The sequence below is a fragment of the Paraburkholderia lebeckiae genome (assembly GCF_050436325.1).
Lineage (GTDB): Bacteria > Pseudomonadota > Gammaproteobacteria > Burkholderiales > Burkholderiaceae > Paraburkholderia > Paraburkholderia tuberum.
This window is the reverse complement of sequence record NZ_JBNDLZ010000003.1, coordinates 3,493,671-3,517,356: the sequence shown is the minus strand read 5'-3', so window position 1 is coordinate 3,517,356 and position 23,686 is coordinate 3,493,671. Positions and strand designations below refer to the sequence as shown.

Below are 23,686 nucleotides of genomic sequence, written 5' to 3'. Positions count from 1 at the left end.
GGTCGGGAATCCGACCGGGAATGGCGGGCGCTAATCGGGAATCTCCTTGGATTTCAGGATGTCCGCCACGCCGTTCTGAAACGTCTTCAAGGTTGAGGTAACTCGCTTGCCGTCAGCTTTTACCCATGTGAACTCATCATCTTTGTTATCGGGAACGAATGCCGCTTCGGCATCGTTGGTTTTGAACCACTTGAGCGCGACCTTGTGGCCCGGATATATTCCTCCGTGCGCTGCCATCAGTTTGTCCAGTTGTTTCTCTACGGCAATCCGCCAACCGATAACGGACTTATTGCCTGGAGCGCCGTTCGCTTCAGCAGCAACGTCGTCCGCGTCGTCCGTAGATGCTCGCGCGATAAAGCTGCCGGGTCCGACAGCACCAGACGGCGCAGCATGTGCCACAGCTCGCAGTTCATCGGGCATATCCCACTTCATCGTGTTTAGCGCCCATTCCGCGAACGTCGCCAGGTACACCTCACCATCTGTATCCCCGGTCAGGGTCGGCAGGGTGCCGCCGGTTCCGGCGTGGCTTCGTGCAATGGAGAGTCTTTCTGCGATTTCGCGGGTGACGTCCCATCCGACAAAATCTAGCCCCAACAGGTGCGCGATGCCGTGCTGTATTGGGTTCAAGGTTGCCGCGCCGGGGTTGACGTTGCATGACAGGCATACCGCATCGGACAGACTCGCCTTAAGCATATGGTGCCATACGCTCCAATTCGGCTTAATGTGTGTCATACCTTTTGCCGACTTCGTCGCGGTCGGCTCATGGCCGGCAACCGATACAACTTCCCAAGCGATACAGCATTGGTCGAGATACGCCTTTGCGTCGTCGACGCGAAGACAACCAACAGCAAGTCCGGCGTTATCATAAATGTCGCTTGTCTCGATACCGGCCGGAGTTATTAGCGAAAGCTCCTTCCGCTCAGCCTTCTGCCTGATTTTCTGAAGATGCTGAACATTGAGGAGACTCCAGCGTGACTGCGCAGCCTGCATTTCGTTGCTTGGCTTAAATTCCGGGCGCAAATCCCAATCAGGCCTGTTCGGTGCGGCGTCGAATGCGGCTCTCCATGCCTCAAACTGAACCGGCGAACACGGAGCGGGTGGGTTGCTTCCGCAAATCTCACGAATCAATCGCCAATCGTCGCCGGTCAGTGGTTCGATGTTCCACTTACCCGGACCGTCAGGCGTTTCCTTTTTCAAGGTCGCCAGTCTTTCGTCGTCGGGAATTTCGACGAATGCAAACGCGATTTCTCGTACTAGCCATTCAACATTTACCTTCGACGCATTGGGCAATCTAACCGGACGAGACACAAGATAGGAAATAGGTGGCATGGGTGGAGTTTCTCGTTCCTCGATTGGCCAGCATTGAGCGTCAATGGCAGCCTCCCGAACGTCCGCGACGGCCAGATATTGGTATTCGCGCACGTCCATCCCGGCTACTGGAACGCCTTTTGGCTGGCTGGCGGGCAGCCCGTTGCTATGCCGAAACGGAAGGCCCAGCGACTGAAGCCACCGCGTCATGCTTAGGATTTGCCGATAACGGTCCTCACCAGGGGGAGGCGCATCGGCGGCCAGGATGACGATTGCCCATGCAAGATGTTCGAGTCGGGCGAATTTCTGCTTGAGAGTATTCTTGGCCTGCTCGATGTCGGCAGCCGTGACCATCCCCTGCGCGGTATCAATGAGCCGCGCTTGCGCCGCCTGCAAGTAGGCTTCGGGCTCGGCGTCGTAACGCATCCGGGCCGCGCCAATGTCAATCCGCGACATTGTGAGCGTGTCGTACAGTAACAGGTCGCCGTCGAAAACCGCGCTCAGTAGCTGGCGGTCATACCGCACCATCACGAGGTCACGCAGCCGGGACACTGGGTTATCTGGCTCGGCAGTATCGTGCGCTGCCATGAGTTGAGTCCGAGCATCGTCCGGCTCCATGCCTTCCTGCACAATGCCCCACGCGATGTTGATAGACAGGATTTCGTACGAAACGTAGTGGCGAGTAGCGTCGTGACTGTCTTTCAAACTTTCGTCTTCGAGCAGCTTCTGAAAGGAAATCGGCACCTTGTTCGATACTGCCCATGCATCCAGCTCGGCCACATTGAACATCGCACCATTCGCGTACTCGATTACCGCCCGGTGGCGGTTTTTGTATTTCTCAGCAGCATCCATTCGCGCCCTTCATGCGCAACCCTCAAAATGGTGCCCCCGCCAGGCCGGTGAAGGTGTCCGGCTTTTCGCTCCGTCGAGCTAGGCAGGGGCAAAGCGGACCAACTACGCCAACTCCGCCATGTTATCCAAGATTGGAAACGTGGCGGAGTTGGCGCACATGGACAAGTTGGAAGCGTGGAGCGGTCAGGCGGCGGTGATAACCTTCAATCCCGGTGTGGCCTGCGCGGCGTCAAACTGAATCCCGGCTTGCTCCAGCACCCACGTTTCAATCCGGTCGTGCCAGCTACGCAGAAGGTCGAGCGGACGGCGGCGGTAATGCTTCTCGGCAATTGCGCTCGCCGTGTGTCCCATGATTTGCGCCACTACGCCAACGGGCACTTCGCACCACTCGGAAAGCGTACCGAATGACCGGCGCAGGCCGTGCAAGGTGACGTGAGGCAATCCAGCGGCGGTCAACGCTTGGTTGTGAGCAATGCGCGGCTCCGCAATCTTGCCATCGGCGGCGGCGGGGCTACTGAATACCCATTCATTGCGACGCGGCAGCGCCGCCAGCAGTGACGCAAGGTAAGGCGTCAAGGGAATAATCCGGCCCGTCTCAGTCTCCACCTTGTCGGAGATATGCAGGCTTCTCCATTGAAAGTCCACATCGGCCCATTTCAGCGCGGCCATTTCCTCACGGCGCGCACCAGTGATTAGCAAGCCTTGCAGGTAAGCGGAAATAACCGGGTTTGGAATCTTGCGCACGGCATCAAACCACGCCGGTAACTGCTCACGTTGAAGGCAATCGCCCTCCTTGGCTTTGCTTTGAGGCAGTACCGCCGTCACCTTTGGTGAGTCGTAGGCGTCCGGCGCGATGGTCCCGGAATATTTGTCTTGCCCACCGCACCACCGGATAAAAGCCTTCAAGAGGCGATACGCGTGTGCCGCATTGGTCGGGCGTTCGCGGGCCTCATCCTGTAGCCACGCTGCAACCGCCTTGGCCGTCAGGCTCGATAGCTTGAGCGTCATCAGCGACGCGAGCGGCCCGCGCACCGTCTTGCCCTTGCCGCGCTTCAACGGCTCGCCACCGGGTGCGGCCAACGCCGCATGGTCGAGAAGGTAACGAGGCGAACGCGGCTTTTTCGTTTTAGGGGAGATAGCTGTACGCAGATACTCCAGGTAATCGGCCCATGCATCGCCAACGGTCGCGGTTCGGCGGCGTGCTTCGACTTGCCGTGCCTCATGGGCGGCGCGCTGCTCGGCTTTGTGTTCGCGCGGGTCGATACCTTGGTCGGTCATCGCTTTTAAGCGGCCCGCGTCCTGTCGTGCACCACGGCGCTCTACCTTCTCCCCCGTGCTCTCATCGCGCGCCGTATAGCTTTCAAGCGGCCATGTGTCAGGGCTTCCAATCGTTACCCGGATGGTTTTCCCGTGTAGGCGGCTTTCAAAGATGTATGCCTTCGAGCCTGTCGCAGTCACGCGCAGGCCTAGCCCCGGCGATTTCGCGTCCCAAAAGATGCTTTGCGACTTCCCCGGCTCACACTTGTAACCGTCAACCCGCGCCGCCGTGAAGCTCTCTCGTTTCATCGCCCTGATTCCATGTAGGCACCATGTAGGCAAATCCTAGCCTAACGAATCAATCCGGGTCAACGAATCAATGCGAACAAGTAGGCCACAGACCCTTTATTTTCCGGATTTTCACTGCCTACATGAATGTAAGTCAACGCAGAGAAACGCCAACTTTCGCGCATTCGTAATGCGAAGGTCGGGGGTTCGATTCCTCTTTCCGGCACCATCAAGTTTCAAGCAAAAAGCCCAGTCCTCGCGACTGGGCTTTTTGTTTTGCCATCGCGCCACCCCTGCGCCTTCGCGATGATCGCGCGACGCGCCAGAGCACTCTCGCGCACAACGGAAACAGAAACGATAGGCAAACCGATGGCGGCCGAGCCGAACGTGGTCTCGCATGAAGGCAGATACGTCCAGGCAAGGATGAAGCCGCTCAGCACGAAAAAGATGTCGACTCCCCAGACCCTGGTTATCGACGAGTTGCACGATGCCGAGTGGCAGCACCCTTCGTTGTCGGCAAAGTGATGAACGACCGCGGGCAACGCCGCGAACGCACGCAGCCTCAATCAACCGCGCTGCGCCTCGCGTGTCCGCCTGCCAACGCACGTCGGGCCATCAGTAGTCGCTTCAATCACAGGTGGCCCGGTGCGCTGCGCATGACTTGTCACCAACTGAGGTCCTTTTGTCACAGCAATGCGGGAATGAGTTTGCCAACCAACTGTCACTCAGCTGATTAACGACAAAAATCTTTAAATAGTGCTTGCACGGTCAACGCGACGGGGAATGGGTCGTTTACAAAGAATTAGACCGCGAGTTATGCAATCGGCAAATTACGTACGTTCAGTTCGGAAAGCGAAAATCTGTCGATGCGGGAATGCACAAGTTTGTCACGTTTTAGTCATGCGAAAACGTTAGGTGCAGTGCAGCGACAATATCGATCGGTCGTGCTGAAACCTATGCTGGACAAGGGTCGACAGGGACTGGCAGAAGGAGCGGCAAAGAGGTGATTTCGCGCTGGCAGTTAAGTGGATCAGCAGATCGCGAAACGTAGGCGATAGTCAGACGATAAATTTTATTCAATCCCTCGGGCTGGCGTGTCGGCTTGTGCCGTTAAAGCAACAGAGTGTGTATGACTCGCATCGGACACTGGTGCGATGCAGGGAACGAGGCCGATAATCGATTCGCAAAGGAGAAAGATCATGGATGCCAAACCACCGAAGATTCCGACCCCGGACAAAGTTCTTTACCCGGATCCGGAACCTGTGGCCGTCGAGTTTTTGGGAGCCGAGCTGCCCGAGCATGTTCGCGCTTTCTTTGACGAACAACGCAAGTCGTGCGATCCGAAGTAACGGACCACTGGCGCAACGCAGCATACGCGCTCGTTGAATTCACGCGCGGCGAATACTCGCGCGCTCATTACGCGTCCGACACCTCCGTCATGACGCTGGATCACCTCGCCTGATCACAGCAGTTGCGCTGGGCTACGCGGCTCGAGCGCGCGAATGCGCGCGTCCTTCTCGCGCCCACTTCCCCCGACAATCCGTGTGAGTCGGCCCGGTGCTCGCACTTTGCGGTGCATCATTTATTCTTCTGGTTTTTTCCGTCAACGGCCGCCCGGCCACGTCCATCTCATGAATCATTTGCATCGCTTCGGCGCGTCATGCGCGCTCGTCATCGCCGCCGCCTTCGCCTTCTCGCCCGCCCCCGCCCTCGCCGAGGGCGGCGACACCGCGCTCACGAGCCTGATCGCGCTGGTTTCGCAGCGCCTTGCACTCGCAGAGCCGGTCGCGCGCTGGAAGTGGGCGAACCACCAGCCGATCACCGATACGCCGCGTGAAAACGCGCTGCTCGCCGAGGTGGAAAAGCGCGCCGCTGCGGCAAACGTCGACCCGGTGTTCGCCCGCGCGTTCTTCCAGGATCAGATCGATGCGAGCAAAGACGTGCAGAACGCGCTCTTCGCGAACTGGCGTCGCACCCAGCCGCCGCAAGGTCCCGCACCCGATCTCGCAACCAGTACGCGACCGCAGCTCGACAAGCTGACACAATCGTTGATGGCGAGCCTGGCGCGCGTGCAGCCGCTGCGCGCGGCGGACGATTGTCCGTCGCGGGTCGCGCAATCGCTGGCTAACTGGAAGGCGTTGACGCGCTATGACTCTGCGCATTCGAGCGCGTTGACGCGCGCACTAGGTCATGTGTGCGAGACGGGCGGAGTCGGCGCCACCGGCTGATTCTGGTAACGCGACGGCGCGCGCACGTCGCATAAGCGTCACGCGACGATGCTCGACTCCGGGCTGTCACGCGACACGCTCAACGGCATCACGCGCAGACCTCGCGCCAGATGGCTTTGCAGGATACGGTACGTCCAGAGTTCGAACGACCCAGCCAGCGTCGACGCATGCAGTTGCTCCGCCGCGACGAGCGACGGCGCGTTCCCGAGGTAGCGCCAGCGATCGACCACGTGGAAGATACGCTGCGCGTCCTCACGCTCTTCGAACACGATGGGCCCCTCGAATGGCCACGGCGCGTTCGCGGGATCGCTCTTCGTCACGCGCGGCAAGCGGTTGTGGCCCGGCCGCAGCGTTGCGATCCACTGCGCCTCCGCGAGCATCGCGCCGAGTTCTCCGCCAGTCGCGCGCCATTCGACGCGTCGCACGAGCTGCGCTAGCCGCATATCCTTCGACGAACGCCGCTCGCCAGTCAGATGCGAGCGCAGCCGCTGACGCACGCGCACGCTGCGACCGACATACAGCGGCGCATCGTCTTCGCCGTAAAACGCATACACGCCACAGCCCGCCGGCGCGGTGTCGAGCAAATCTTCGGTTATGTCGCCGGCGAGCCGGTAGCGACGCGTCGTGCGCTCGATCTGTGCGCGCAGCGCTTCCAGCGGCACGAGCGTCGGCAGACGCTGCCAGAACTGCCAGATCAGATCGGCGTCGGCGAGCGCGCGGTGGCGGTCGGACGGCACCAGCGCATGGCGTTCGACCAGCGCATCGAGACCGTGGCGCTTTTCGCCGGGAAACAGCGCGCGCGACAGTCGCACCGTGCACAGCACGTCCGGATCGAACGCGATTCCCGCGCGACGAAATTCGCTGCGTAAAAATCCGCGATCGAAACTCGCGTTGTGCGCGACGAACAGCTTGCCGTTCAAACGCTCGAACAACGCGGGCGCGATCGACTCGAACCTCGGTGCGCCGCGCACCATGTCGTTCGTGATGCCGGTCAGCTGTTGGATGAACGACGGAATCGGCTGCTGCGGGTCGATCAGGCTGCTCCAGCGCGAGACGCCGGCCAGCCCGACTTCGACGACGCCAACCTCAGTAATGCGGTGCTCGCTAGTGGAGCCGCCGGTCGTTTCGAGATCTACGAAAACGATGGGTGCATCGAGTGCCGGTTCCGGCGAAAGCAGTTCAGACATGGGACAAGGGATTCGGGCGCATGAATTTGCGGCAAGTATGCACCAGTTGGATGTTGCGCATCCAGACCGCAGCGCGTGCGCAGTTGGAAACTGCGTCGGCATGGGCCGTCGATTTGACGCTGAAATCCAGCAGACGCTTAAACCAGACCATTAATCCAGACGTAGTCAATTGGTTTCGACGGATTTTCTTCCGACAATAATGCGTATCGTTGAACCACGCAGTTACCGAAGATCCAACTTGGGCGCATCTAGATAAAAATGAAAAACCCTCGCGCGACGGCGAGGGTTTTTTCGCTCCCGACCGCGCGGGCGACGCGCCCCGCACAGCGCATTTACAGCGGCTGAATGTTGGCCGCCTGTTTGCCCTTCGGGCTGGTCTTGACTTCAAAAGAAACGCGCTGATTTTCCTTCAACGACTTGAAGCCCTCGCTGCGGATCTCCGAAAAGTGTGCGAACAGATCCTCGCCACCCACGTCCGACGTGATGAAGCCAAAACCCTTAGCATCGTTGAACCATTTGACGACACCAGTTTCCATTTTCCTGTTTCCCTCTGTGATTTATCCAAAGCGGGCATTGCCCTTGAATCGATCCAACCCCGATTCAGTTGCCTATATCTGATTAATACAGAAACAGCCAATCAAATTCTGGCTTTGCCGTTATACGGGGAACAGAGAATGACCGTCAAGTAAACTTTTCAATGCGTTTAGCGTATAAAAAGATAAGAGTTCAAATGCCACGGATACAGATCGGCGCGTCAGATTTACCTGAACGAAAATAATCCGAGAAAAAAACGGGAAAATTTGCGAAAATATGCAATGCGAATGTAACAAAGTCCATCTTTGCGTAAGTGTTTGTCCGACTTGTTGCGGCGCCGCCTCACTCGCATGATGTAAATCAGTTGTAGCGATGCGCTTCAGGAGGTTGCCATGCTGCCCAAGGAAATTCGCCGTCTCTTCGCCTGGCTCACTCATTCGCATGCAAAGGTCGTATCCGACCAGCCCGCACGGACCGGGGATTCATTCACCGTTTTCGACTTCGATCCAATGTGGCACGGAGACCACTGGCAGAACCTGCTCTCCTCGCCAATGGATGCGCGCCGTTATGTGATGGAAGACTGGAGCGTGTCCGCGCAGGCGGACTGGGACGACGCGGAAGGTACCGCGCCCGCTCATTAAAGACATTCGCGAAGCTCGTCCGCGATAAAAAAAGCGCGACTCGAAGGTCGCGCTGACAAAAGGTTTGGAGATCTATTTCGTCAGTGAAAAAGTCTGCTTCGGAAAGCAGAAATCACAGTATAGCGGTCGTATGCGAGTTCGATTATTCACACAATTAACAATCGTCTATTGCCGCAACCACAACAATCGTTTTCCGCGTTTCTTCCCGTTGTTTTTCCGCATCGTTCGATGTCGCGAATCAGCAACGAACTTTAGGAAAATTCAGACGCTGAATCCGCCCAGTCGGCGCAAAGCCTTTATCTATAAGGCTCGAATGGCGATTAACGATCGTTTCTCCTCGCGTAATACTTTATTGCGCGAATCGGAACGCCAACTCCTGGAAGTGTCTCTCTACACTCTGGCTAATCGGAAACCGGCGCGGATCTGGTCAACGCGCTTCTCACGCTGATTCCGCTTCTCGCAGCGCTCGCGTGAAGGTCTCCTAAGCCAGGGTTTTATACCTCTCCCGCTCTTGGAGTTATATCAATGAAGAAGACACTCATGGTCGCTGCCCTGTCGGGCGTTTTCGTAACTGCAGCGCACGCACAAAGTAGCGTCACCCTGTATGGCCTGATCGACGCCGGAATCACTTATACGAACAACCAGCATCCGAATCCGAGTAGTAACCAGCACGGCGCCAACGTGGCGATGACGAGCGGCTCGGTGAACGGTAGCCGTTTCGGCCTGCGTGGCGCTGAAGATCTGGGCGGCGGTCTGAAGGCCATCTTCACGTTGGAGAACGGCTTCGGCATCAATGACGGCACGCTCAAGCAGAACAGCCGTCTGTTCGGCCGTCAGGCCTTCGTCGGTCTGTCGAGCGACCAGTTCGGTGCCGTGACCCTCGGCCGTCAATACGACAGCATGGTCGACTACGTCGGCCCGCTGGCACTGACCGGCACGCAGTACGGCGGCACGCAGTTCGCGCACCCGTTCGACAACGACAACTTGAACAACTCGTTCCGTATCAACAATTCGGCCAAATTCCAGAGCGCGAACTACGGCGGCTTCAAGTTTGGCGGCTTGTACGGCTTCTCGAACCAGGCTGCCGGCTTCGCCAACAACCGCGCTTACAGTGCGGGCGCGTCGTATAACTGGGGCGGCCTGAACGTTGCCGCTGCGTACATGCAACTGAACAGCAATGGCGCGAACAGCGCAGCCGCTGCGTTCAACTCGGGTGGCGCGGTGTCGGGCGACAACACGTTCTTCGCTCAGCGTCAGCAAACGTGGGGCGCAGGCGCCAACTACGCGTTCGGCCCGGCAACGGTCGGCCTCGTGTACTCGCAGACGAACCTGCATGGCTTGGCAGGTATCAGCGCGGCCGCATCGGGCATAACGGGCGGCGTCGGCTTTCCGACCAACAGCGCTCAGTTCCAGAACTTTGAAGCCAACGCCCGTTACGCGCTGACGCCGGCAATCAGCATCGCTGGCGCGTACACGTACACCCGCGCCAACCTCTCCAGCTCGCACGTGCACTGGAACCAGGTCAACCTGCAAACCGATTACGCATTGTCCAAGCGTACCGACGTGTATCTGCAAGGCGTGTATCAGGCAGCAAACGAAGACTCGATCGTTAACGCCTACATCAATGGCGTGGGCGGTGCTTCGGGCAACAACAAGCAAGTCGCTGTGACCGCAGGTCTGCGTCACCGCTTCTAGGCACTGCGCAAGGACTGGCAGTAGAGAAGGCGCCGTTCGCGGCGCCTTTTTTCATGTCCGTGCCGACGTGGGTTTTTGCCGCTTTGTGCGCAGGCCTGCGTGCGTGCAGGTGAGCCCAGGTCCTCGCCAGAGGCCTAGCGGCCGCTATCAGGCAGCGGATACTTGACGTCGAGAATATCGATCGACTGCGGACCGGCCGGCGTGAACAGCGTGACCGTATCGCCGACTTTAGCCTTTAGCAGCGCACGCGCAATGGGCGAAATCCAGCTTACGTGCCCGATGTCCAGGTCGACCTCGTCGACACCGACGATCGTCACCTGATGCTCTTCGCCGTCCTCGGTCGCATAGTCGACCGTCGCGCCGAAAAACACCTGGTCGACGTTTTCCTGCCGGCTGCTATCGACGACCTCGGCTAGATCGAGTCGCTTGGTCAGAAAACGGATGCGCCGGTCGATTTCCCGCAGACGGCGTTTGCCGTAGATGTAGTCGCCATTCTCCGAGCGGTCGCCGTTCGACGCCGCCCACGACACGAGCTTGACAACCTCGGGCCGCTCGACATCGATCAGACGAAGCAATTCATCACGCATACGCCGATGACCCGCGGGAGTCATGTAGTTTTTGGTGCCTGCGGGCACGTCGGGCTGGGCGATGTCGAGATCATCATCGTTGTCTTCGCTCGACTCTTTGACAAAGGCCTTGTTCATAATCATCCGTTAACAGCAACTAGCAACAATCTCATAAGAGGTTACACGATCGGGCCGGCGACACAAATCGCCGTCATGGGCTTCCGTTTTTCAAATCCGTTGGCTATAATCTCGTTTCTGTGTGCGGCTGTAGCTCAGTTGGATAGAGTACTTGGCTACGAACCAAGGGGTCGTGGGTTCGAATCCTGCCAGCCGCGCCACCTTATTCGAGGGCGCTCCTTACAGTGAGCTCTCAGGTTTCATCAGTTTTTACAGTAAGCATCACCGTTTTGCGTGCGGCTGTAGCTCAGTTGGATAGAGTACTTGGCTACGAACCAAGGGGTCGTGGGTTCGAATCCTGCCAGCCGCACCACCTATGAAGGGCCTTCCAAACCAGAAGGCCCTTTGTTTTTTCTGGCGCACCATGCCGTGCCCGTGCGCCAGCACTCATCGCGGCGGCGACTGGATATCCCCAATTTGCCCATCCGGGTGCGGCAAGTCCTCGACGACCCCGCCCACCGTTTGCTCGCTGATCGTCTCGGTCCGTATGCCGGTCAGTGCCTGGCGCTCGCGCAGCACGTCGTCGACGGTATCGCCGAAATGGCTCACGACAAACGCCCGCAGCAAAGCAATGCGCAGCGAGTCGCCCATTCCCTCCGAGGCTCGCTGCCCGCCCTTGAACTCAGCGACGCATACCGCGCCTTTATCGCTCTGCTCCCGCACGTCGAGCCGCATCGCGCGCTCGAGCACAACGGCAGCCGCCTCCCATGACGCGGAAGGCGAGAAACGCCCGTCCCACGGACGACCACGATCGTTGCCGCGGATCGCAACAGTCTCGCCACTATCGGTAAAGTAGATTTCGCGCACGAAGTCGTGCAGGCCGCGCGCCACCCAGTAATCGAGCGCCACGCCAGCGAGGTCGGACACGTTCATCTGCGTTCCCCCTGGAGTTCAGGTGAGACCTGCCTTGAGTTGTATCCTGAGCCGCCGCACGAAAGATGCCTGACTGGCGCGAAGCGCCAGTCCAAGCCGTGCCGACGCCCAGCCTGAAGCCGTTCAGTAATCCGCGCGCTCGCGGTCGATGCGCATGCCGCCGTCGTGGCGGTGATGCCCCTCTTCGCTAGGCCGCTCACGCGTGATGCGCATCACATCGAGATTCGTGCGCACGCGCCGCATCACGTTGGCCAGATGCACACGGTCGCTGACCTGAATCACAAAGCGCAGAATCGTGGATTCCTGCGACAGATCCTCGTCCATCGCGATATGGACGATGTTCGCGTCCGCCGATGTGATGTCGGCCGCTACGCGGGCGAACACGCCCTTGGTGTTCTTGACCAGTACCTTGACCGCGACATCGAACAGCCGACCCGGCTGCGGTGCCCACGCGACGTCGATCCAGCGGCCCGGATCGCGCCGGTGGATACGCTGCGCGACGCGGCAGTCGGTGGTATGAATCGCCATGCCGAGACCGATGCCGATATAGCCCATAATGTCGTCGCCTGGAATCGGACGGCAACACGCGGACAGCTGCACCGACATGCCCTCGGTACCGGTGATGACGACCGGCGGCGCGTGCGGCGTCGAGCCGGACTCGGAGCGCGAGCCGTCGTCGTCGGCGTCGCGCCCGCTCATCAACACTTCGATGCGCTTGGCCATCACCGCGGCGACCCGCCGGCCGAGACCGATGTCCGCGAAAATTTCCTGACGGTTCTTGTTGCCCGTCCACTGCACGAGCTTTTCCCACGCCTCCGGCGTCACATCCGATAGCGCGAGGCCATAGCCCTTCAACGCTTGATCGACGAGACGCTCGCCGAGCTGCACCGACTCGTTCAGACGCATCGTCTTCAGATAATGACGGATCGCCGAGCGCGCCTTGCCGCTGCGCACGAAGCCGAGCCATGCGGGGTTCGGCTTCGAATACGGCGCCGTAATGACTTCGACGATGTCGCCACTCTTCAGCTCGGTACGCAACGGCAACAGCTCGTTGTTGATCTTCACCGCGACGCACTGGTTGCCGAGGTCGCTGTGGATCGAGTATGCGAAGTCGAGCGCGGTGGCGCCGCGCGGCAGCGCCATGATCTTCGACTTCGGCGTGAACACGTAGACCGCATCCGGGAACAGGTCGATCTTCACGTGCTCGAGGAATTCGCTCGAATCGCCCGCTTCGCTCTGAATGTCGAGCAGCGACTTCAGCCACTGGTGCGCACGCATCTGCACGTCGTTCAGATCCGCGCTGCCGTTCTTGTACAGCCAGTGCGCGGCAACGCCCGCTTCGGCGATCTCGTGCATCTTGCGCGTGCGCACCTGAAACTCGATCGGTGCGCCGAACGGGCCGACGAGCGTGGTGTGCAGCGACTGATAGCCGTTCACCTTCGGGATCGCGATGTAATCCTTGAACTTGCCCGGAACAGGCTTGAAAAGCGCATGCAACGCGCCGATGCAGGTATAACACTCGAGCGCGCTCTCGACGACCACGCGAAAACCATACACGTCGAGCACCTGCGAAAACGACAGCTGCTTGTCGCGCATCTTCTTGTAGATGCTGAAGATGGTTTTCTCGCGACCGGTGACTTCGGCGTCGAGCTTCGCGTCCGCAATCGCGCGCTGCACCGATTCGAGAATCTTGCCGACCACCTCGCGACGATTGCCGCGCGCCGCCTTCACGGCTTTTTCGAGTGTCGCGTAACGGTGCGGGTTGAAGTTCGCGAAGCTCAGGTCCTGCAGCTCGCGATAGGTATTATTCAGGCCGAGCCGGTGAGCGATCGGCGCGTAAATGTCTAGCGTTTCGCGCGCGACACGGCGACGTTTCTCCGGCGGCACCGCGCCGAGCGTGCGCATGTTGTGCAGCCGGTCGGCGAGCTTCACGAGGATCACGCGCACGTCGCGCGCCATCGCGAGCAGCATCTTGCGGAAGTTCTCCGCTTGCGCCTCCTCGCGATTGCGAAACTCCATCTTGTCCAGCTTCGACAAACCGTCGACCAGCTCCGCGACCTTCGCGCCGAAACGCTCGGCGAGCTCCGCCTTGGTTACGCCCTGGTCTTCCATCACGTCGTGCAGCAGCGCCGCCATGATCGCCTGGGCGTCGAGATTCCAGCCCGCGCAGATTTCCGCGACGGCGACCGGATGCGTGATGTAGGGCTCGCCGCTCTGGCGATACTGGCCGAGGTGAGCTTCGTCGCTGAAGTGGAACGCCGCCTTGATGTCCTTGATCTCTTCCGGCTGCAGATAGCCGGACAGCGCAGACGTCAGATTGGCGATGGAGACGACGTCATGCCGGCGCGGCTGCTCCGGCGTGGCGGTCGGCCCGAACAGATGACGAAACGATTGCTCGAGGACTGCGTCGATGTACTTGCGTGCAGACGACGGCGAGTCGGTGTCGTGCTCCGCTTCCGTGGCGGTGGGCGGGGTAGCACTCATGGTCGCCTCCGGTAGCGGTCAGGGTTGGACGCAGTTCTGCACGTTGAGCAATCCGGTGTGGCGAATACCGGCAAGTCGAAAACGAAAATCCCTGGGCCTTAGACCGGCACCTTCTTCAGCATTTCGACGCCGACCTGCCCCGATGCGATTTCACGCAGCGCGAGGACGGTGGGCTTGTCGCGGCTTTCGATTTTCGGCGTGTGGCCTTGAGCGAGTTGACGCGCGCGATAGGTTGCGGCAAGCGCGAGTTCGAAACGGTTCGGGATCTGTTTGAGGCAGTCTTCGACGGTAATGCGGGCCATGTTGGGTTCCTTCTCAGTATGTTGCTCATTCTACCTTATGTGCTTGACACCACGCCGCGCTCACGCGTGCGGCAGGTGGATGCCGAGCTGCATGAAAAGCTGCGTGTGACGCGCGTACTGCGACGCGAAGCGCGAGCGCGTCGCGCCGACGAGGCACTGCAGTTCGGCGAGCGCGCGATCGAAGTTCTCGTTGATCACGACGTACTCCGCTTCGGCCGCGTGCGCCATCTCGCCGCCCGCCGCGAGCAGGCGTCGCGTGATTACGTTCGGCTGGTCCTGGCCACGTTTTCTCAGACGCTCCTCGAGCGCTTCGAGCGACGGCGGCAGAATGAAAATCTCCACCGCGTTGTGGAATTGCTTCTTCACCTGCTGCGCACCCTGCCAGTCGATTTCGAGCAGCACGTCATGGCCGTTTTTCATCTGCTCCTCGATCCACACGCGCGACGTGCCGTAATAGTTGCCGTGCACTTCCGCGCTTTCGAGAAACTCGCCCGCGTCGTGACGCTGCATGAAATCTTCGACGGTCGTGAAGTGATAGTGCTCGCCGTCCTGCTCCTTCGGACGCGGCGGGCGAGTCGTGTAGGAGATCGACAGACGGATCGCGTCGTCGCCCGCGAGCAGCGCGTTCACGAGCGTCGACTTGCCCGCTCCCGACGGCGCGACGACCATGAACAGGTTGCCGGGATAAGCGCCGGCGTACGGATGGCGCGCCGCGCCGGTTTCGCGTGGATGGTGGTCGGTCATGATGTGTCGTGCTCCAGCCTTATTCGAGATTCTGTACCTGCTCGCGCATCTGTTCGATCAAGAGCTTCAGCGTCATCGACGAATCCGCGAGTTCCTTCGCCGCCGCCTTCGAACCGAGCGTGTTCGCTTCGCGGTTCAGCTCCTGCATCATGAAGTCGAGCCGCTTGCCGACCTTGCCGCCCTTCTCGATCACGTGACGCGTTTCGTTCAGGTGCGCGGTGAGGCGCGACAGCTCTTCGGCGATGTCGATGCGAATCCCGTACATCGTCACTTCCTGGCGAATCCGCTCGTTGATCTCTTCGCGCGACACGATCGTCACGGCCGCATCCGGCGCGGCGATGCCGAGCGCTTCCTGCAGACGCTCGACGATTTTCTGCTGATGTCGCGCAATCAGCTCGGGCACGAGCGGGGTGATCTTCACGACGATCGCCTCCATTTCGGTGACGTTGGCGAGCAGCATCGTCGCGAGTTGCGCGCCTTCGCGCGCGCGCACGTCGATCAGGTCCGCGATCGCCTGCTTGCCGCATCCGAGCACCGCGTCGCGCAGCGTCTCGGGCGCGATGCCGCTTTCGGCGAGCACGCCCGGCCAGCGCAAAATTTCGCCGGTGCGCAGACGGCCGGCTTCAGGAAACGTGCCGAGCACCGTGCGTTCCAGCTGCGCGAGTTGCGCGAGCGCGTCGCGGTTGATCGCGCCCGCGTTCGCCGACTGCTCGCTGCGCTGCAGATTCACGCGAATGTCGACCTTGCCGCGCGACAGCTTGTTCATCAGCATCTCGCGCAGCGTCGGTTCGACGACGCGCACGTCTTCCGGCATGCGGAAGTTCAGATCGAGAAAGCGCGAGTTCACTGTGCGCAATTCGACCGACACGCTGACGCCACCCGTGCCCGAGGCTGCCACGAGTTCGCGCGTGGCGCTCGCATAGCCAGTCATGCTGTAGATCATCGTTTTTCTCGCGATTGCGGCCATGCGTTGAACGATGGCCTGGGAAGCGGATCGCCCGGCGTGTACGAGACGCGGGGCGGGGAATCGGCATTATCCCATTTTTGTCGCAGCCATCCCCTCGCGAGCGAGCAGGGATACGGCTCCGGACGTGGTCGTCATATCACTACAGATTGCCGCTCGTCGTTAAGATGCGCTTACGTACTCATGCCGCACGCGTCGCCCCCAACCTCGCGTGCCATCCGTCTGGGCAACCGCCCTATCCGATCGGCGGTAAAATCAGTGTTTTTCTTCCGCCCTCCTCCGGCCCATCCCGACCCATTCCGACATGAGCAACGACACCCAACGCCCCAGCGGCCGCCAGCCCCACCAGTTGCGCGACGTGCGCATCACGCGTCACTACACGAAGCATGCGGAGGGCTCGGTGCTGGTCGAATTCGGCGACACCAAGGTGATCTGCACCGCGAGCGTCAGCGAGAGCGTACCGCCGTTTCTGCGCGATCGTGGCCAGGGCTGGCTCACCGCCGAATACGGCATGCTGCCGCGCGCCACGCATACCCGCAGCGACCGTGAAGCCGCGCGCGGCAAACAAACCGGCCGCACGCAAGAAATCCAGCGGCTGATCGGCCGCGCGCTGCGCTCGGTGTTCGATCTCGAGAAGCTCGGCGCGCGCACGCTCAATCTCGACTGCGACGTGATCCAGGCCGATGGCGGCACACGCACCGCGAGCATCACCGGCGCGTTCGTCGCCGCGCATGATGCGGTCGCCGGATTGCTCGCTACGGGCCGCATCGAAAGCTCGCCGATCCTGGATTACGTCGCCGCGATTTCGGTCGGCGTGTACGACGGCGTGCCGGTGCTCGACCTCGACTACGACGAAGACTCGCAGTGCGACACCGACATGAACGTCGTAATGACGGGGGCGGGCGGCTTCGTCGAAATTCAGGGCACCGCGGAAGGCGTGCCGTTCTCGCGCGAAGAAATGAATGCGCTGCTCGATCTCGCTAGCGACGGCATCAGCACGTTGATCGCGAAGCAGAAAGACGCGCTGGGAGTGCAGCAGTGAATGAGGTTCGTCAGGACGGCGGCGCGAACAATGCTCACGGCGTAACGTCGGGAATGCCTCTGAAAAAGGTCGTGCTCGCGTCGAACAACGCGGGCAAGCTGCGCGAATTTGCGGCGCTGCTCGGCGCGGCCGGCATCGAGTTGATCGCGCAAGGCGAACTCAACGTGCCGGAAGCGGAAGAACCGCATCCCACCTTCGTCGAAAACGCGCTGACGAAGGCGCGTCACGCCGCGAGGCTCACCGGTCTGCCCGCGCTCGCCGACGATTCGGGCCTCTGCGTGCGCGCGCTGCTCGGCGCGCCGGGCGTCTATTCGGCGCGCTTCGCGCAACTCGCCGGCGGCGAGAAAAGCGACGCGGCGAACAACGCGCGCCTCGTCGACGAACTGCGGGACGTGAGCGACCGCCGCGGCTATTACTATTGCGTGCTCGCACTCGTGCGTCACGCGGACGATCCCGAACCGCTGATCGCCGAAGGCCGCTGGCATGGCGAAATCCTGAACGCGCCGCGCGGCGAGCATGGCTTCGGTTACGACCCGTACTTCTATCTGCCGTCGCTGAACGCGAGCGCCGCCGAACTCGAGCCGGCGGTCAAGAACGCGAGCAGCCATCGCGCGATCGCGCTGCGGCAACTGCTCGCGCGTCTATCGGAGGAAGCGTGATTCCGATCCGATCGACGCCGGCGGACATCGGCAAAGGTGTCGTCAGTGCGTTCACGTCGCCGGGCAGCATCCGTTTGACGTCGCTGCCGCCACTTGCGTTGTACGTGCATTTCCCGTGGTGCGTGCGCAAGTGCCCGTACTGCGACTTCAATTCGCACGAGTGGAAAGGCGAGACGTTTCCGGAGAACGACTACCTCGACGCGCTGCGCGCCGATCTGGAAATGGCGTTGCCGCTGATCTGGGGGCGCCAGGTGCATACGGTGTTCATCGGCGGGGGCACGCCGAGTCTGCTGTCGGCGGCGGGACTCGATCGCATGCTGTCGGATATTCGCGCGCTGCTGCCGCTCGACGCCGACGCGGAAATCACGCTCGAAGCGAACCCCGGCACGTTCGAAGCCGATAAGTTCGCGCAGTTTCGCGCAAGTGGCGTGAACCGGCTGTCGGTGGGCATCCAGAGTTTCAACGAAACGCATCTGAAGGCGCTCGGCCGTATTCACGACGCGGCGCAGGCGCGTCACGCGGTCGAAGTCGCCGCGACCACGTTCGACAACTTCAACCTCGACCTGATGTTCGCGCTGCCCAAGCAAACGCTCGCCGAATGCCAGACCGACGTCGAGACGGCGTTGTCGTTTGCACCGCCGCATCTGTCGCTGTATCACCTGACGCTCGAACCGAACACGCTATTCGCCAAGTTTCCTCCCGCGTTGCCCGACGACGACGCGTCCGCAGACATGCAGGACTGGATTCATCAACGCACCGCCGAGGCCGGCTACGGGCGCTATGAGGTGTCCGCGTATGCGCAGCCGCATCGGCAGAGCAAACACAATCTGAACTACTGGCGCTTCGGCGACTATCTCGGCATCGGCGCGGGCGCGCATACGAAGCTGTCGTTTCCTAATCGCATCGTGCGCCAGGCGCGCTACAAACATCCGACCACGTTCATCGAGCAGGCCAGGGCTGGTGCAGGCGTGCAGGAAGAGCATGAGGTCGGGCCGCGCGATCTGCCGTTCGAGTTCATGCTGAACGCGCTGCGCCTGGTAGAAGGATTTCCGGTGCATCGGTTCATCGAGCGCACGGGCCTGTCGATCACGACGATCGAGCCGGCGTTGCAGGAAGCGGAACAGCGCAAGCTGATCACACGCGACCACGAACGGATCGCGCCGACGCCGCTTGGGCAGGCGTTCCTGAACGACTTGCAGGCGCTGTTTCTGAAAGATCCGCAGTGATGGCCGGTCGGCCGGACTCGCAACGAGGTCTTTTCAGGTTACAATTCGCGGCTTGGAGGTGTGGCCGAGTGGTTTAAGGCACCGGTCTTGAAAACCGGCGAAGGAGCAATCCTTCCGTGAGTTCGAATCTCACCGCCTCCGCCACCCAGACCATTTTGAATCGTCCAGATTCGTCTCGCTTTACCCCGCAAATCCCCGCTCAGCAAGGCATTCAGCACAAACCCCTCCCCTGCAACGTCTAAATTCGTTGCGATTCGTCGCGTTCAGTCGTACATTTTATGGTGGACCTGATGGTGGACTGGCGGAAGTAGCCGCCGAAGACGAGCGACGATGCCGAAGAAAGCGAAGGAATTAGGGGCGCTGGCCGTGAAGCGCGTGACGAAGCCGGGTAAGCATCCGGTAGGCGGCGTGGCGGGCCTATACCTAAAGGTCACAGACACCGCATCGAAATCTTGGGTGCTCCGGGTATCGGTGGCCGGGAAACGGCGCGAGATAGGCCTCGGCGCTTATCCTGGCGTCGGACTGGCAGACGCACAAAAGAAGGCACAGCAGACGCGCGACGAGATCGTGAACGGCATCGATCCCGTATTGCAGCGAAAGGAAGCCGCCAGCCGACTGCGCGCGAGCCAAGCACTCGAAACGACGTTCGAGGACGCTGCGAAGCGATTCGTGAAGGCGAAGGAACCCGAGTGGCGTAACACCAAACACGGCGCGCAGTGGACATACACGCTTGAAGAGTTCGCGTATCCGGTCATCGGGAAGATGATGGTCCGGCACGTCACGCGCGAGCACGTCACCGAAATTCTTGAGCCGATCTGGGCCACAAAGACGGAGACCGCCTCACGCCTTCGTGGACGGCTGGAAGCTGTTCTTGATTGGGCGCGCGTCAAAGGGTTTCGAGATGAGGGCATCAACCCTGCCGCGTGGCGCGGGAACCTTGACAAGCTGTTATCCGCCCCGAAGAAGACGAAGCGCGTTCGCAATCACCCCGCACTGCCTATCGTTCAGATGGGGGTGTTCATGGAAAAGCTTCGAGCGACGGAAGGCGTAAGTGCTCGCTGTCTTGAGTTCGCAATCTTGACTGGTGCACGCTCTGGTGAAGCGAGGTTCGCCGAGTGGTCTGAGATCGATCTCGAAAAGCAGATATGGGCCGTACCTGCGGAAAAAATGAAGGCGAAGAAAGAACATCGTGTCCCGTTATCGTCCGCAGCCGTGAAGTTGATTAAGTCCATCGAGCGCAAAGATGGCGCTGATCTTGTATTCCCAAGTCCACGTGCTGGCGGCGCGCTGTCGGATATGTCCCTGCTCGCGATCATGCGGCGGCAGGGCCTGAAGGCGACGCCGCACGGTTTCCGGTCAACGTTCCGGGACTGGGCGGGTGAATACACGAACTATCCGCGCGAGCTTGCAGAAGTTGCGCTGGCACACATCAAGGGCGATGCGACAGAAGCTGCCTACTGGCGCGGCGACGTGCTGGAAAAGCGCCGCCGACTAATGACAGATTGGGCCGAATTTTGCGCGACGATCATCACGGCGGGAGACGTGATTCCAATTCACGAGCAAGCGTAGAGGTTGGCCGTACCTAGGCCGACAGGACGAACGCCGGGTCTCGCTACCCGACTCGCACGACTCTCAATGATCTCTTCAACAAGGCAAATAATGAGCATTCGACGGGCTAAATACGAAGAAATACCAAAAAATTTTGACTTGAGCAAATACAAGGTCTGCGCTGGCAAGGACCTAGGATGGTGGGTCGGAAACCTCTACGAGCGAATCGTTCGCGAGTCGATCATTCCATTGTCTTTTGACGATCCCAAGGACGATGCCATCATGCGCGCGACGACGGCAGCAGTGTTCGACAATCCTGAACTCAGTTTCGGGAGCGCTGAGGAAGGCGCTATAGATGGACACCCGAACTCTACGCCGGCAGTCGAAAGGCGAGTTCGCGGATTTAGCTGTATGCAAATTCTTCGCGTACGAGATTTCTTCGAAGCCGAAGAGTTCGCGGGGTTTCGTAGAATCTATGAGCGGGCGAAGGAAGCGTTTGACATAGAAACTCACGCCGAAATACCGAACGCATCAGAAGAGGCGTACATTTGCGCCGACTATCTCATCGAAACCCCGGCATGGGTTATGACTAAAGAAGTCTACGGCGAAGGTAAAAGATTCGGCGGTTTTGTGGCTGCGAATGTTGACTTGGAGACTCCCGACGATGAATTGATCGAGGATTTTAAAAGGTGGGTCGCAGAAACTCGAATCAATCTTCAGATTGTTCCCCTAACTCGCTCATTTTCGGCATCCGACCTGAAGCTTTGGTCCGACATGCGCGTACTCGCATATATCGACCTGCTCCTTTGGGCGCAATCGAGGAATCTGAAAATCGGGACTTCATTAATGGGACGCGTACTCTTTCCCGACGAATTTAACGTTAGTCCTGAAGACCGGGTTCGGAAGGTCGTCGCGCGCGAAGCAAAGAGGTTGATGGACGTGCGGATACTTCGACTAATGCAAGCGCAGCACATCAAGGCGGAACGAAAAAACCGAATTCAGACTCCGGAATGAGTAATGCGCGAACATAGGCCGCCCTCGTGAAGTTACGATCACATTCCGGCGTCTAATGCCTCGCTGCGCCATTACTCGTTTCAAGTTTGTTTCAGGTATCTAATCAGTATCGACCCGTCCAAGTTTGGACAATTTTGAGTCGATACGATGAAAGCGAAGAAAGCCAAGAAAGACATCTCTAACTTCGACACGTTGCCGAACGCGGCTGGTGTCTCTGTCGAAGTCGTTGCAGAACTCTGCGACTGTAGCGTTGCTGCCGTCTGGGCACGCACTAAACGCGGCCATCTGCCTAAACCGATCAATATTGCTGGGCACACGCGCTGGAATGTTGGCGCGCTCCGCAAGCGCTTGATGCCGGAGGCCGTGTAATGGCCCCGCTCGCGACCCCTTGGACCGCCGACCTTGTGGCACGCCGTGCCATCGATTTTGTCCGCGCCCAGTCCGCCATGCGCATCGCTCGCGACGAGTATTGCGAAGGGTGCGCACGCTTTTGGGAACGCCACGGGCTGACCTGCATCGACCGCGACGACCCGGAGTTCCATCGCGCTACTCGCAAGACATACCGCTCCCTGTGCGCCGCCCGTAACGACCTTCACAACGCGCGCTGCCGTCTCGAAACCGCCGTGCGCCGTCCCGACAGCTACCTTGGAGCCGATCATGGCTAGGAGCAAAACCAATCCGGTCGTCGTGGTTGGCGACGACTCGCACGCTAAAGCCGTTCTGATGGGTGCAATTAGCGGCAGTGCCGCGCCTAATACGCGCGTGTTCCTGTTCGGCGGTGCTGCCGTTCGCATCGTCGTAACGGTCGATGGATCGACATGGTTCGTCGTCGTCGATGTGTGCGCTGTGCTGGGTATCGCGAACCCGACGCAAGCGGTACAGCCCTTGGACGACGACGAGAAGGCTATGTTTAACATAGGGTTGCCGGGCGGTCCGACCAATTGCATCACGGAATCCGGTTTCTATGCGCTTGTGATGCGCTCGCGCAAGCCCGAAGCAAAGCGTTTCGCCAAGTGGGTTCGTAGTGAAGTGTTGCCGTCGATCCGCAAGACGGGAGCCTATGTCATGCCCGCCGCCCCCGATCCCGCGCCGTCCGCGCCGACTACGATTGTTGGCGACCTGCATCTCGCGGAGATTGCGGCGCGCGCCTTCAATTATTCGGCGTCTAGCAAGCTTGCCGCCTTCCAGCGTGTTGCACGCACTCACAAGCTCGACGTGGGCTTGCTGCCGAGCCATACAATCGATTCGCCGGACCCGAATGCTGCCTCCAGCGAAGTCACGAAGTCCGCGACGGTGCTGCTTAAAGCGACCGGTACGGAAATGGGCGCGACAGCCTTTTATGTCGCCTTGGCGCGCCTTGGGTACATGAGGAAGGATTCGCGCAAGACGAAGCCAGGCAAGAGCCATCCTGACGGCGTTAAATTCTTCTGGGTTATCACTGGGCCGGGTCTCAAGTTCGGCAAAAACATCGCATCCCCGCAATGCCCGCGCGAAGTCCAGCCGCACTGGTACGAACATCGTTTCGCCGATCTGCTCGATATCGTGCGCAACGCCGACACGGAGGACGCTTAATGCATTCCCGTGCTTGTAAGCCTGACGCGTTCGGATGTACTGAGCGCGTGCCTGAGACAACAGGTACCGGGTTTGACAGCCCGAACAATCGAAGCGCACAGCCGCGCATAGCGGCTTTTTTGTGCGTGTCGCCTTCGTGCGCCTTCTTCAATGGGCGGGCCTCGGCGGGGGCATCTTCGGATGCGCCGGTTCCTTCGGTTTCCGGTCTGTCAACCTTGCCTTGTGCCCGCTCGCCCCATTTGACAGTGGGACGCGGATTAACCGCAAACCGAAGAGGTCGCACCATGCGCCAAGGTCCCGCTCGTCCTCAGCAAACCGAACCCGCCATTCAAATCATCAACCGCGCCCTGCGCGACGCTGCGACCGCGCCGACCGTCTACGACGCGTTGGAGCTGGCCGGTCAAGTCCTTGTTCGCCTTGCCGAAATCGCCCCTGCGGAGGTGCGCCATGCGTAGGCTGCCCTTCCTCGAACGCAATCACGGTCCTGTTGGCGATGCACTCGACCACGCAGACAGCCCATCCCGC

At 60.1% G+C, this 23,686-nt stretch carries 24 protein-coding genes and 3 tRNA genes; 16 read left to right on the top strand and 11 right to left on the bottom strand.

Going from position 1 to position 23,686, the window contains the following annotated elements:
• Nucleotides 1-30: 30 nt before the first annotated feature.
• The 3 genes from OKW44_RS34245 to OKW44_RS34235 all read right to left on the bottom strand — a co-directional run bounded on the left by OKW44_RS34245 (nt 31) and on the right by OKW44_RS34235 (nt 4,271).
• Nucleotides 31-2,160, bottom strand: a complete 2,130-nt coding sequence (locus OKW44_RS34245; RefSeq protein ID WP_018421450.1) for a hypothetical protein — start codon at nt 2,158-2,160, stop codon at nt 31-33.
• A gap of 183 nt (nt 2,161-2,343) precedes the next feature.
• Nucleotides 2,344-3,726 (bottom strand): tyrosine-type recombinase/integrase, encoded by a 1,383-nt coding sequence (locus tag OKW44_RS34240; protein ID WP_018421451.1) that lies wholly within the window; start codon nt 3,724-3,726, stop codon nt 2,344-2,346.
• 215 nt (nt 3,727-3,941) lie between these two features.
• Nucleotides 3,942-4,271 (bottom strand): hypothetical protein, encoded by a 330-nt coding sequence (locus OKW44_RS34235; protein ID WP_162633984.1) that lies wholly within the window; start codon nt 4,269-4,271, stop codon nt 3,942-3,944.
• Nucleotides 4,272-4,904: 633 nt separating this feature from the next.
• Between OKW44_RS34235 and OKW44_RS34230 the strand changes: the two genes are divergently transcribed.
• A complete protein-coding gene (locus OKW44_RS34230; RefSeq protein WP_018421453.1) occupies nt 4,905-5,054 on the top strand; it encodes a hypothetical protein in 150 nt (49 codons plus the stop codon).
• Nucleotides 5,055-5,336: 282 nt separating this feature from the next.
• Nucleotides 5,337-5,933 (top strand): chorismate mutase, encoded by a 597-nt coding sequence (locus OKW44_RS34225; RefSeq protein ID WP_018421454.1) that lies wholly within the window; start codon nt 5,337-5,339, stop codon nt 5,931-5,933.
• Nucleotides 5,934-5,971: 38 nt separating this feature from the next.
• Here OKW44_RS34225 and OKW44_RS34220 read toward each other — a convergent pair whose 3' ends face one another.
• Together OKW44_RS34220 and OKW44_RS34215 are read right to left on the bottom strand one after the other, a co-directional pair.
• On the bottom strand, nt 5,972-7,120 hold the full coding sequence (locus OKW44_RS34220; protein WP_018421455.1) for an exonuclease domain-containing protein: 1,149 nt from the start codon (nt 7,118-7,120) through the stop codon (nt 5,972-5,974).
• 332 nt (nt 7,121-7,452) lie between these two features.
• Nucleotides 7,453-7,656 (bottom strand): cold-shock protein, encoded by a 204-nt coding sequence (locus tag OKW44_RS34215; protein ID WP_018421456.1) that lies wholly within the window; start codon nt 7,654-7,656, stop codon nt 7,453-7,455.
• 390 nt (nt 7,657-8,046) lie between these two features.
• On the opposite strand from OKW44_RS34215, the gene OKW44_RS34210 reads away from it, so the two are divergent.
• Complete coding sequence (locus tag OKW44_RS34210; RefSeq protein ID WP_018421457.1) at nt 8,047-8,295, top strand: hypothetical protein; 249 nt, start codon at nt 8,047-8,049, stop codon at nt 8,293-8,295.
• A gap of 525 nt (nt 8,296-8,820) precedes the next feature.
• The gene (locus OKW44_RS34205) at nt 8,821-9,990 is read left to right on the top strand and encodes a porin (RefSeq protein ID WP_018421458.1); all 1,170 of its coding nucleotides are present in this window, start codon (nt 8,821-8,823) and stop codon (nt 9,988-9,990) included.
• A gap of 134 nt (nt 9,991-10,124) precedes the next feature.
• Here OKW44_RS34205 and greB read toward each other — a convergent pair whose 3' ends face one another.
• Complete coding sequence (gene greB, locus OKW44_RS34200) at nt 10,125-10,694, bottom strand: transcription elongation factor GreB (RefSeq protein WP_018421459.1); 570 nt, start codon at nt 10,692-10,694, stop codon at nt 10,125-10,127.
• 123 nt (nt 10,695-10,817) lie between these two features.
• Here greB and OKW44_RS34195 point away from each other — a divergent pair.
• Nucleotides 10,818-10,894: transfer RNA gene (locus OKW44_RS34195), tRNA-Arg, on the top strand.
• Between the two features lie 75 nt (nt 10,895-10,969).
• Nucleotides 10,970-11,046, top strand: a tRNA-Arg gene (locus tag OKW44_RS34190).
• Nucleotides 11,047-11,120: 74 nt separating this feature from the next.
• Here OKW44_RS34190 and OKW44_RS34185 read toward each other — a convergent pair.
• The 5 genes from OKW44_RS34185 to OKW44_RS34165 all read right to left on the bottom strand — a co-directional run bounded on the left by OKW44_RS34185 (nt 11,121) and on the right by OKW44_RS34165 (nt 16,079).
• Complete coding sequence (locus OKW44_RS34185) at nt 11,121-11,606, bottom strand: phage protein NinX family protein (protein WP_018421460.1); 486 nt, start codon at nt 11,604-11,606, stop codon at nt 11,121-11,123.
• A gap of 123 nt (nt 11,607-11,729) precedes the next feature.
• Nucleotides 11,730-14,090, bottom strand: coding sequence for a RelA/SpoT family protein (locus tag OKW44_RS34180; RefSeq protein WP_018421461.1), 2,361 nt, complete (start codon nt 14,088-14,090; stop codon nt 11,730-11,732).
• Nucleotides 14,091-14,188: 98 nt separating this feature from the next.
• Nucleotides 14,189-14,392 carry a DNA-directed RNA polymerase subunit omega gene (rpoZ, locus tag OKW44_RS34175; protein WP_008921215.1) on the bottom strand — a complete coding sequence of 68 codons (204 nt, stop codon included), beginning with the start codon at nt 14,390-14,392 and terminating at the stop codon, nt 14,189-14,191.
• A gap of 60 nt (nt 14,393-14,452) precedes the next feature.
• Nucleotides 14,453-15,136: a guanylate kinase gene (gmk, locus tag OKW44_RS34170; RefSeq protein WP_018421462.1), complete on the bottom strand. Its 684-nt coding sequence runs from the start codon at nt 15,134-15,136 to the stop codon at nt 14,453-14,455.
• 19 nt (nt 15,137-15,155) lie between these two features.
• Nucleotides 15,156-16,079, bottom strand: a complete 924-nt coding sequence (locus OKW44_RS34165; RefSeq protein WP_018421463.1) for a YicC/YloC family endoribonuclease — start codon at nt 16,077-16,079, stop codon at nt 15,156-15,158.
• 325 nt (nt 16,080-16,404) lie between these two features.
• Between OKW44_RS34165 and rph the strand changes: the two genes are divergently transcribed.
• The 10 genes from rph (at nt 16,405) to OKW44_RS34115 (ending at nt 23,616) form a co-directional block, all read left to right on the top strand.
• Nucleotides 16,405-17,142 (top strand): ribonuclease PH, encoded by a 738-nt coding sequence (gene rph / locus OKW44_RS34160; protein ID WP_026225983.1) that lies wholly within the window; start codon nt 16,405-16,407, stop codon nt 17,140-17,142.
• Complete coding sequence (gene rdgB, locus OKW44_RS34155; RefSeq protein ID WP_018421465.1) at nt 17,139-17,801, top strand: RdgB/HAM1 family non-canonical purine NTP pyrophosphatase; 663 nt, start codon at nt 17,139-17,141, stop codon at nt 17,799-17,801. Before rph ends, rdgB begins: the two co-directional genes overlap by 4 nt.
• On the top strand, nt 17,798-19,027 hold the full coding sequence (gene hemW, locus OKW44_RS34150; RefSeq protein ID WP_018421466.1) for a radical SAM family heme chaperone HemW: 1,230 nt from the start codon (nt 17,798-17,800) through the stop codon (nt 19,025-19,027). The genes rdgB and hemW overlap by 4 nt, the downstream gene beginning before the upstream one ends.
• 54 nt (nt 19,028-19,081) lie before the next feature.
• Nucleotides 19,082-19,171, top strand: a tRNA-Ser gene (locus OKW44_RS34145).
• Nucleotides 19,172-19,357: 186 nt separating this feature from the next.
• Entirely contained in the window at nt 19,358-20,596 is a 1,239-nt protein-coding gene (locus OKW44_RS34140) for a tyrosine-type recombinase/integrase (protein ID WP_018421467.1), read from the top strand.
• 66 nt (nt 20,597-20,662) lie between these two features.
• Nucleotides 20,663-21,589 (top strand): DUF6387 family protein, encoded by a 927-nt coding sequence (locus OKW44_RS34135; RefSeq protein WP_162633985.1) that lies wholly within the window; start codon nt 20,663-20,665, stop codon nt 21,587-21,589.
• 147 nt (nt 21,590-21,736) lie between these two features.
• Nucleotides 21,737-21,958, top strand: a complete 222-nt coding sequence (locus tag OKW44_RS34130; RefSeq protein ID WP_018421469.1) for a hypothetical protein — start codon at nt 21,737-21,739, stop codon at nt 21,956-21,958.
• Nucleotides 21,958-22,254, top strand: a complete 297-nt coding sequence (locus tag OKW44_RS34125; protein ID WP_018421470.1) for a hypothetical protein — start codon at nt 21,958-21,960, stop codon at nt 22,252-22,254. The genes OKW44_RS34130 and OKW44_RS34125 overlap by 1 nt, the downstream gene beginning before the upstream one ends.
• Nucleotides 22,235-23,161: a BRO-N domain-containing protein gene (locus tag OKW44_RS34120; RefSeq protein WP_162633986.1), complete on the top strand. Its 927-nt coding sequence runs from the start codon at nt 22,235-22,237 to the stop codon at nt 23,159-23,161. The genes OKW44_RS34125 and OKW44_RS34120 overlap by 20 nt, the downstream gene beginning before the upstream one ends.
• 284 nt (nt 23,162-23,445) lie before the next feature.
• Nucleotides 23,446-23,616, top strand: coding sequence for a hypothetical protein (locus tag OKW44_RS34115; protein WP_018421472.1), 171 nt, complete (start codon nt 23,446-23,448; stop codon nt 23,614-23,616).
• Nucleotides 23,617-23,686 lie beyond the last annotated feature (70 nt).

Bases quoted from the DNA above. Each gene is read 5' to 3' on its own strand.
- OKW44_RS34245 (WP_018421450.1), bottom strand. From the start codon at position 2,160: ATGGATGCTGCTGAGAAATACAAAAACCGCCACCGGGCGGTAATCGAG.
- OKW44_RS34240 (WP_018421451.1), bottom strand. From the start codon at position 3,726: ATGAAACGAGAGAGCTTCACGGCGGCGCGGGTTGACGGTTACAAGTGT.
- OKW44_RS34230 (WP_018421453.1), top strand. From the start codon at position 4,905: ATGGATGCCAAACCACCGAAGATTCCGACCCCGGACAAAGTTCTTTAC.
- OKW44_RS34225 (WP_018421454.1), top strand. From the start codon at position 5,337: ATGAATCATTTGCATCGCTTCGGCGCGTCATGCGCGCTCGTCATCGCC.
- OKW44_RS34220 (WP_018421455.1), bottom strand. From the start codon at position 7,120: ATGTCTGAACTGCTTTCGCCGGAACCGGCACTCGATGCACCCATCGTT.
- OKW44_RS34215 (WP_018421456.1), bottom strand. From the start codon at position 7,656: ATGGAAACTGGTGTCGTCAAATGGTTCAACGATGCTAAGGGTTTTGGC.
- OKW44_RS34210 (WP_018421457.1), top strand. From the start codon at position 8,047: ATGCTGCCCAAGGAAATTCGCCGTCTCTTCGCCTGGCTCACTCATTCG.
- OKW44_RS34205 (WP_018421458.1), top strand. From the start codon at position 8,821: ATGAAGAAGACACTCATGGTCGCTGCCCTGTCGGGCGTTTTCGTAACT.
- greB (WP_018421459.1), bottom strand. From the start codon at position 10,694: ATGAACAAGGCCTTTGTCAAAGAGTCGAGCGAAGACAACGATGATGAT.
- OKW44_RS34185 (WP_018421460.1), bottom strand. From the start codon at position 11,606: ATGAACGTGTCCGACCTCGCTGGCGTGGCGCTCGATTACTGGGTGGCG.
- OKW44_RS34180 (WP_018421461.1), bottom strand. From the start codon at position 14,090: ATGAGTGCTACCCCGCCCACCGCCACGGAAGCGGAGCACGACACCGAC.
- rpoZ (WP_008921215.1), bottom strand. From the start codon at position 14,392: ATGGCCCGCATTACCGTCGAAGACTGCCTCAAACAGATCCCGAACCGT.
- gmk (WP_018421462.1), bottom strand. From the start codon at position 15,136: ATGACCGACCACCATCCACGCGAAACCGGCGCGGCGCGCCATCCGTAC.
- OKW44_RS34165 (WP_018421463.1), bottom strand. From the start codon at position 16,079: ATGATCTACAGCATGACTGGCTATGCGAGCGCCACGCGCGAACTCGTG.
- rph (WP_026225983.1), top strand. From the start codon at position 16,405: ATGAGCAACGACACCCAACGCCCCAGCGGCCGCCAGCCCCACCAGTTG.
- OKW44_RS34140 (WP_018421467.1), top strand. From the start codon at position 19,358: ATGCCGAAGAAAGCGAAGGAATTAGGGGCGCTGGCCGTGAAGCGCGTG.
- OKW44_RS34135 (WP_162633985.1), top strand. From the start codon at position 20,663: ATGATCTCTTCAACAAGGCAAATAATGAGCATTCGACGGGCTAAATAC.
- OKW44_RS34130 (WP_018421469.1), top strand. From the start codon at position 21,737: ATGAAAGCGAAGAAAGCCAAGAAAGACATCTCTAACTTCGACACGTTG.
- OKW44_RS34125 (WP_018421470.1), top strand. From the start codon at position 21,958: ATGGCCCCGCTCGCGACCCCTTGGACCGCCGACCTTGTGGCACGCCGT.
- OKW44_RS34115 (WP_018421472.1), top strand. From the start codon at position 23,446: ATGCGCCAAGGTCCCGCTCGTCCTCAGCAAACCGAACCCGCCATTCAA.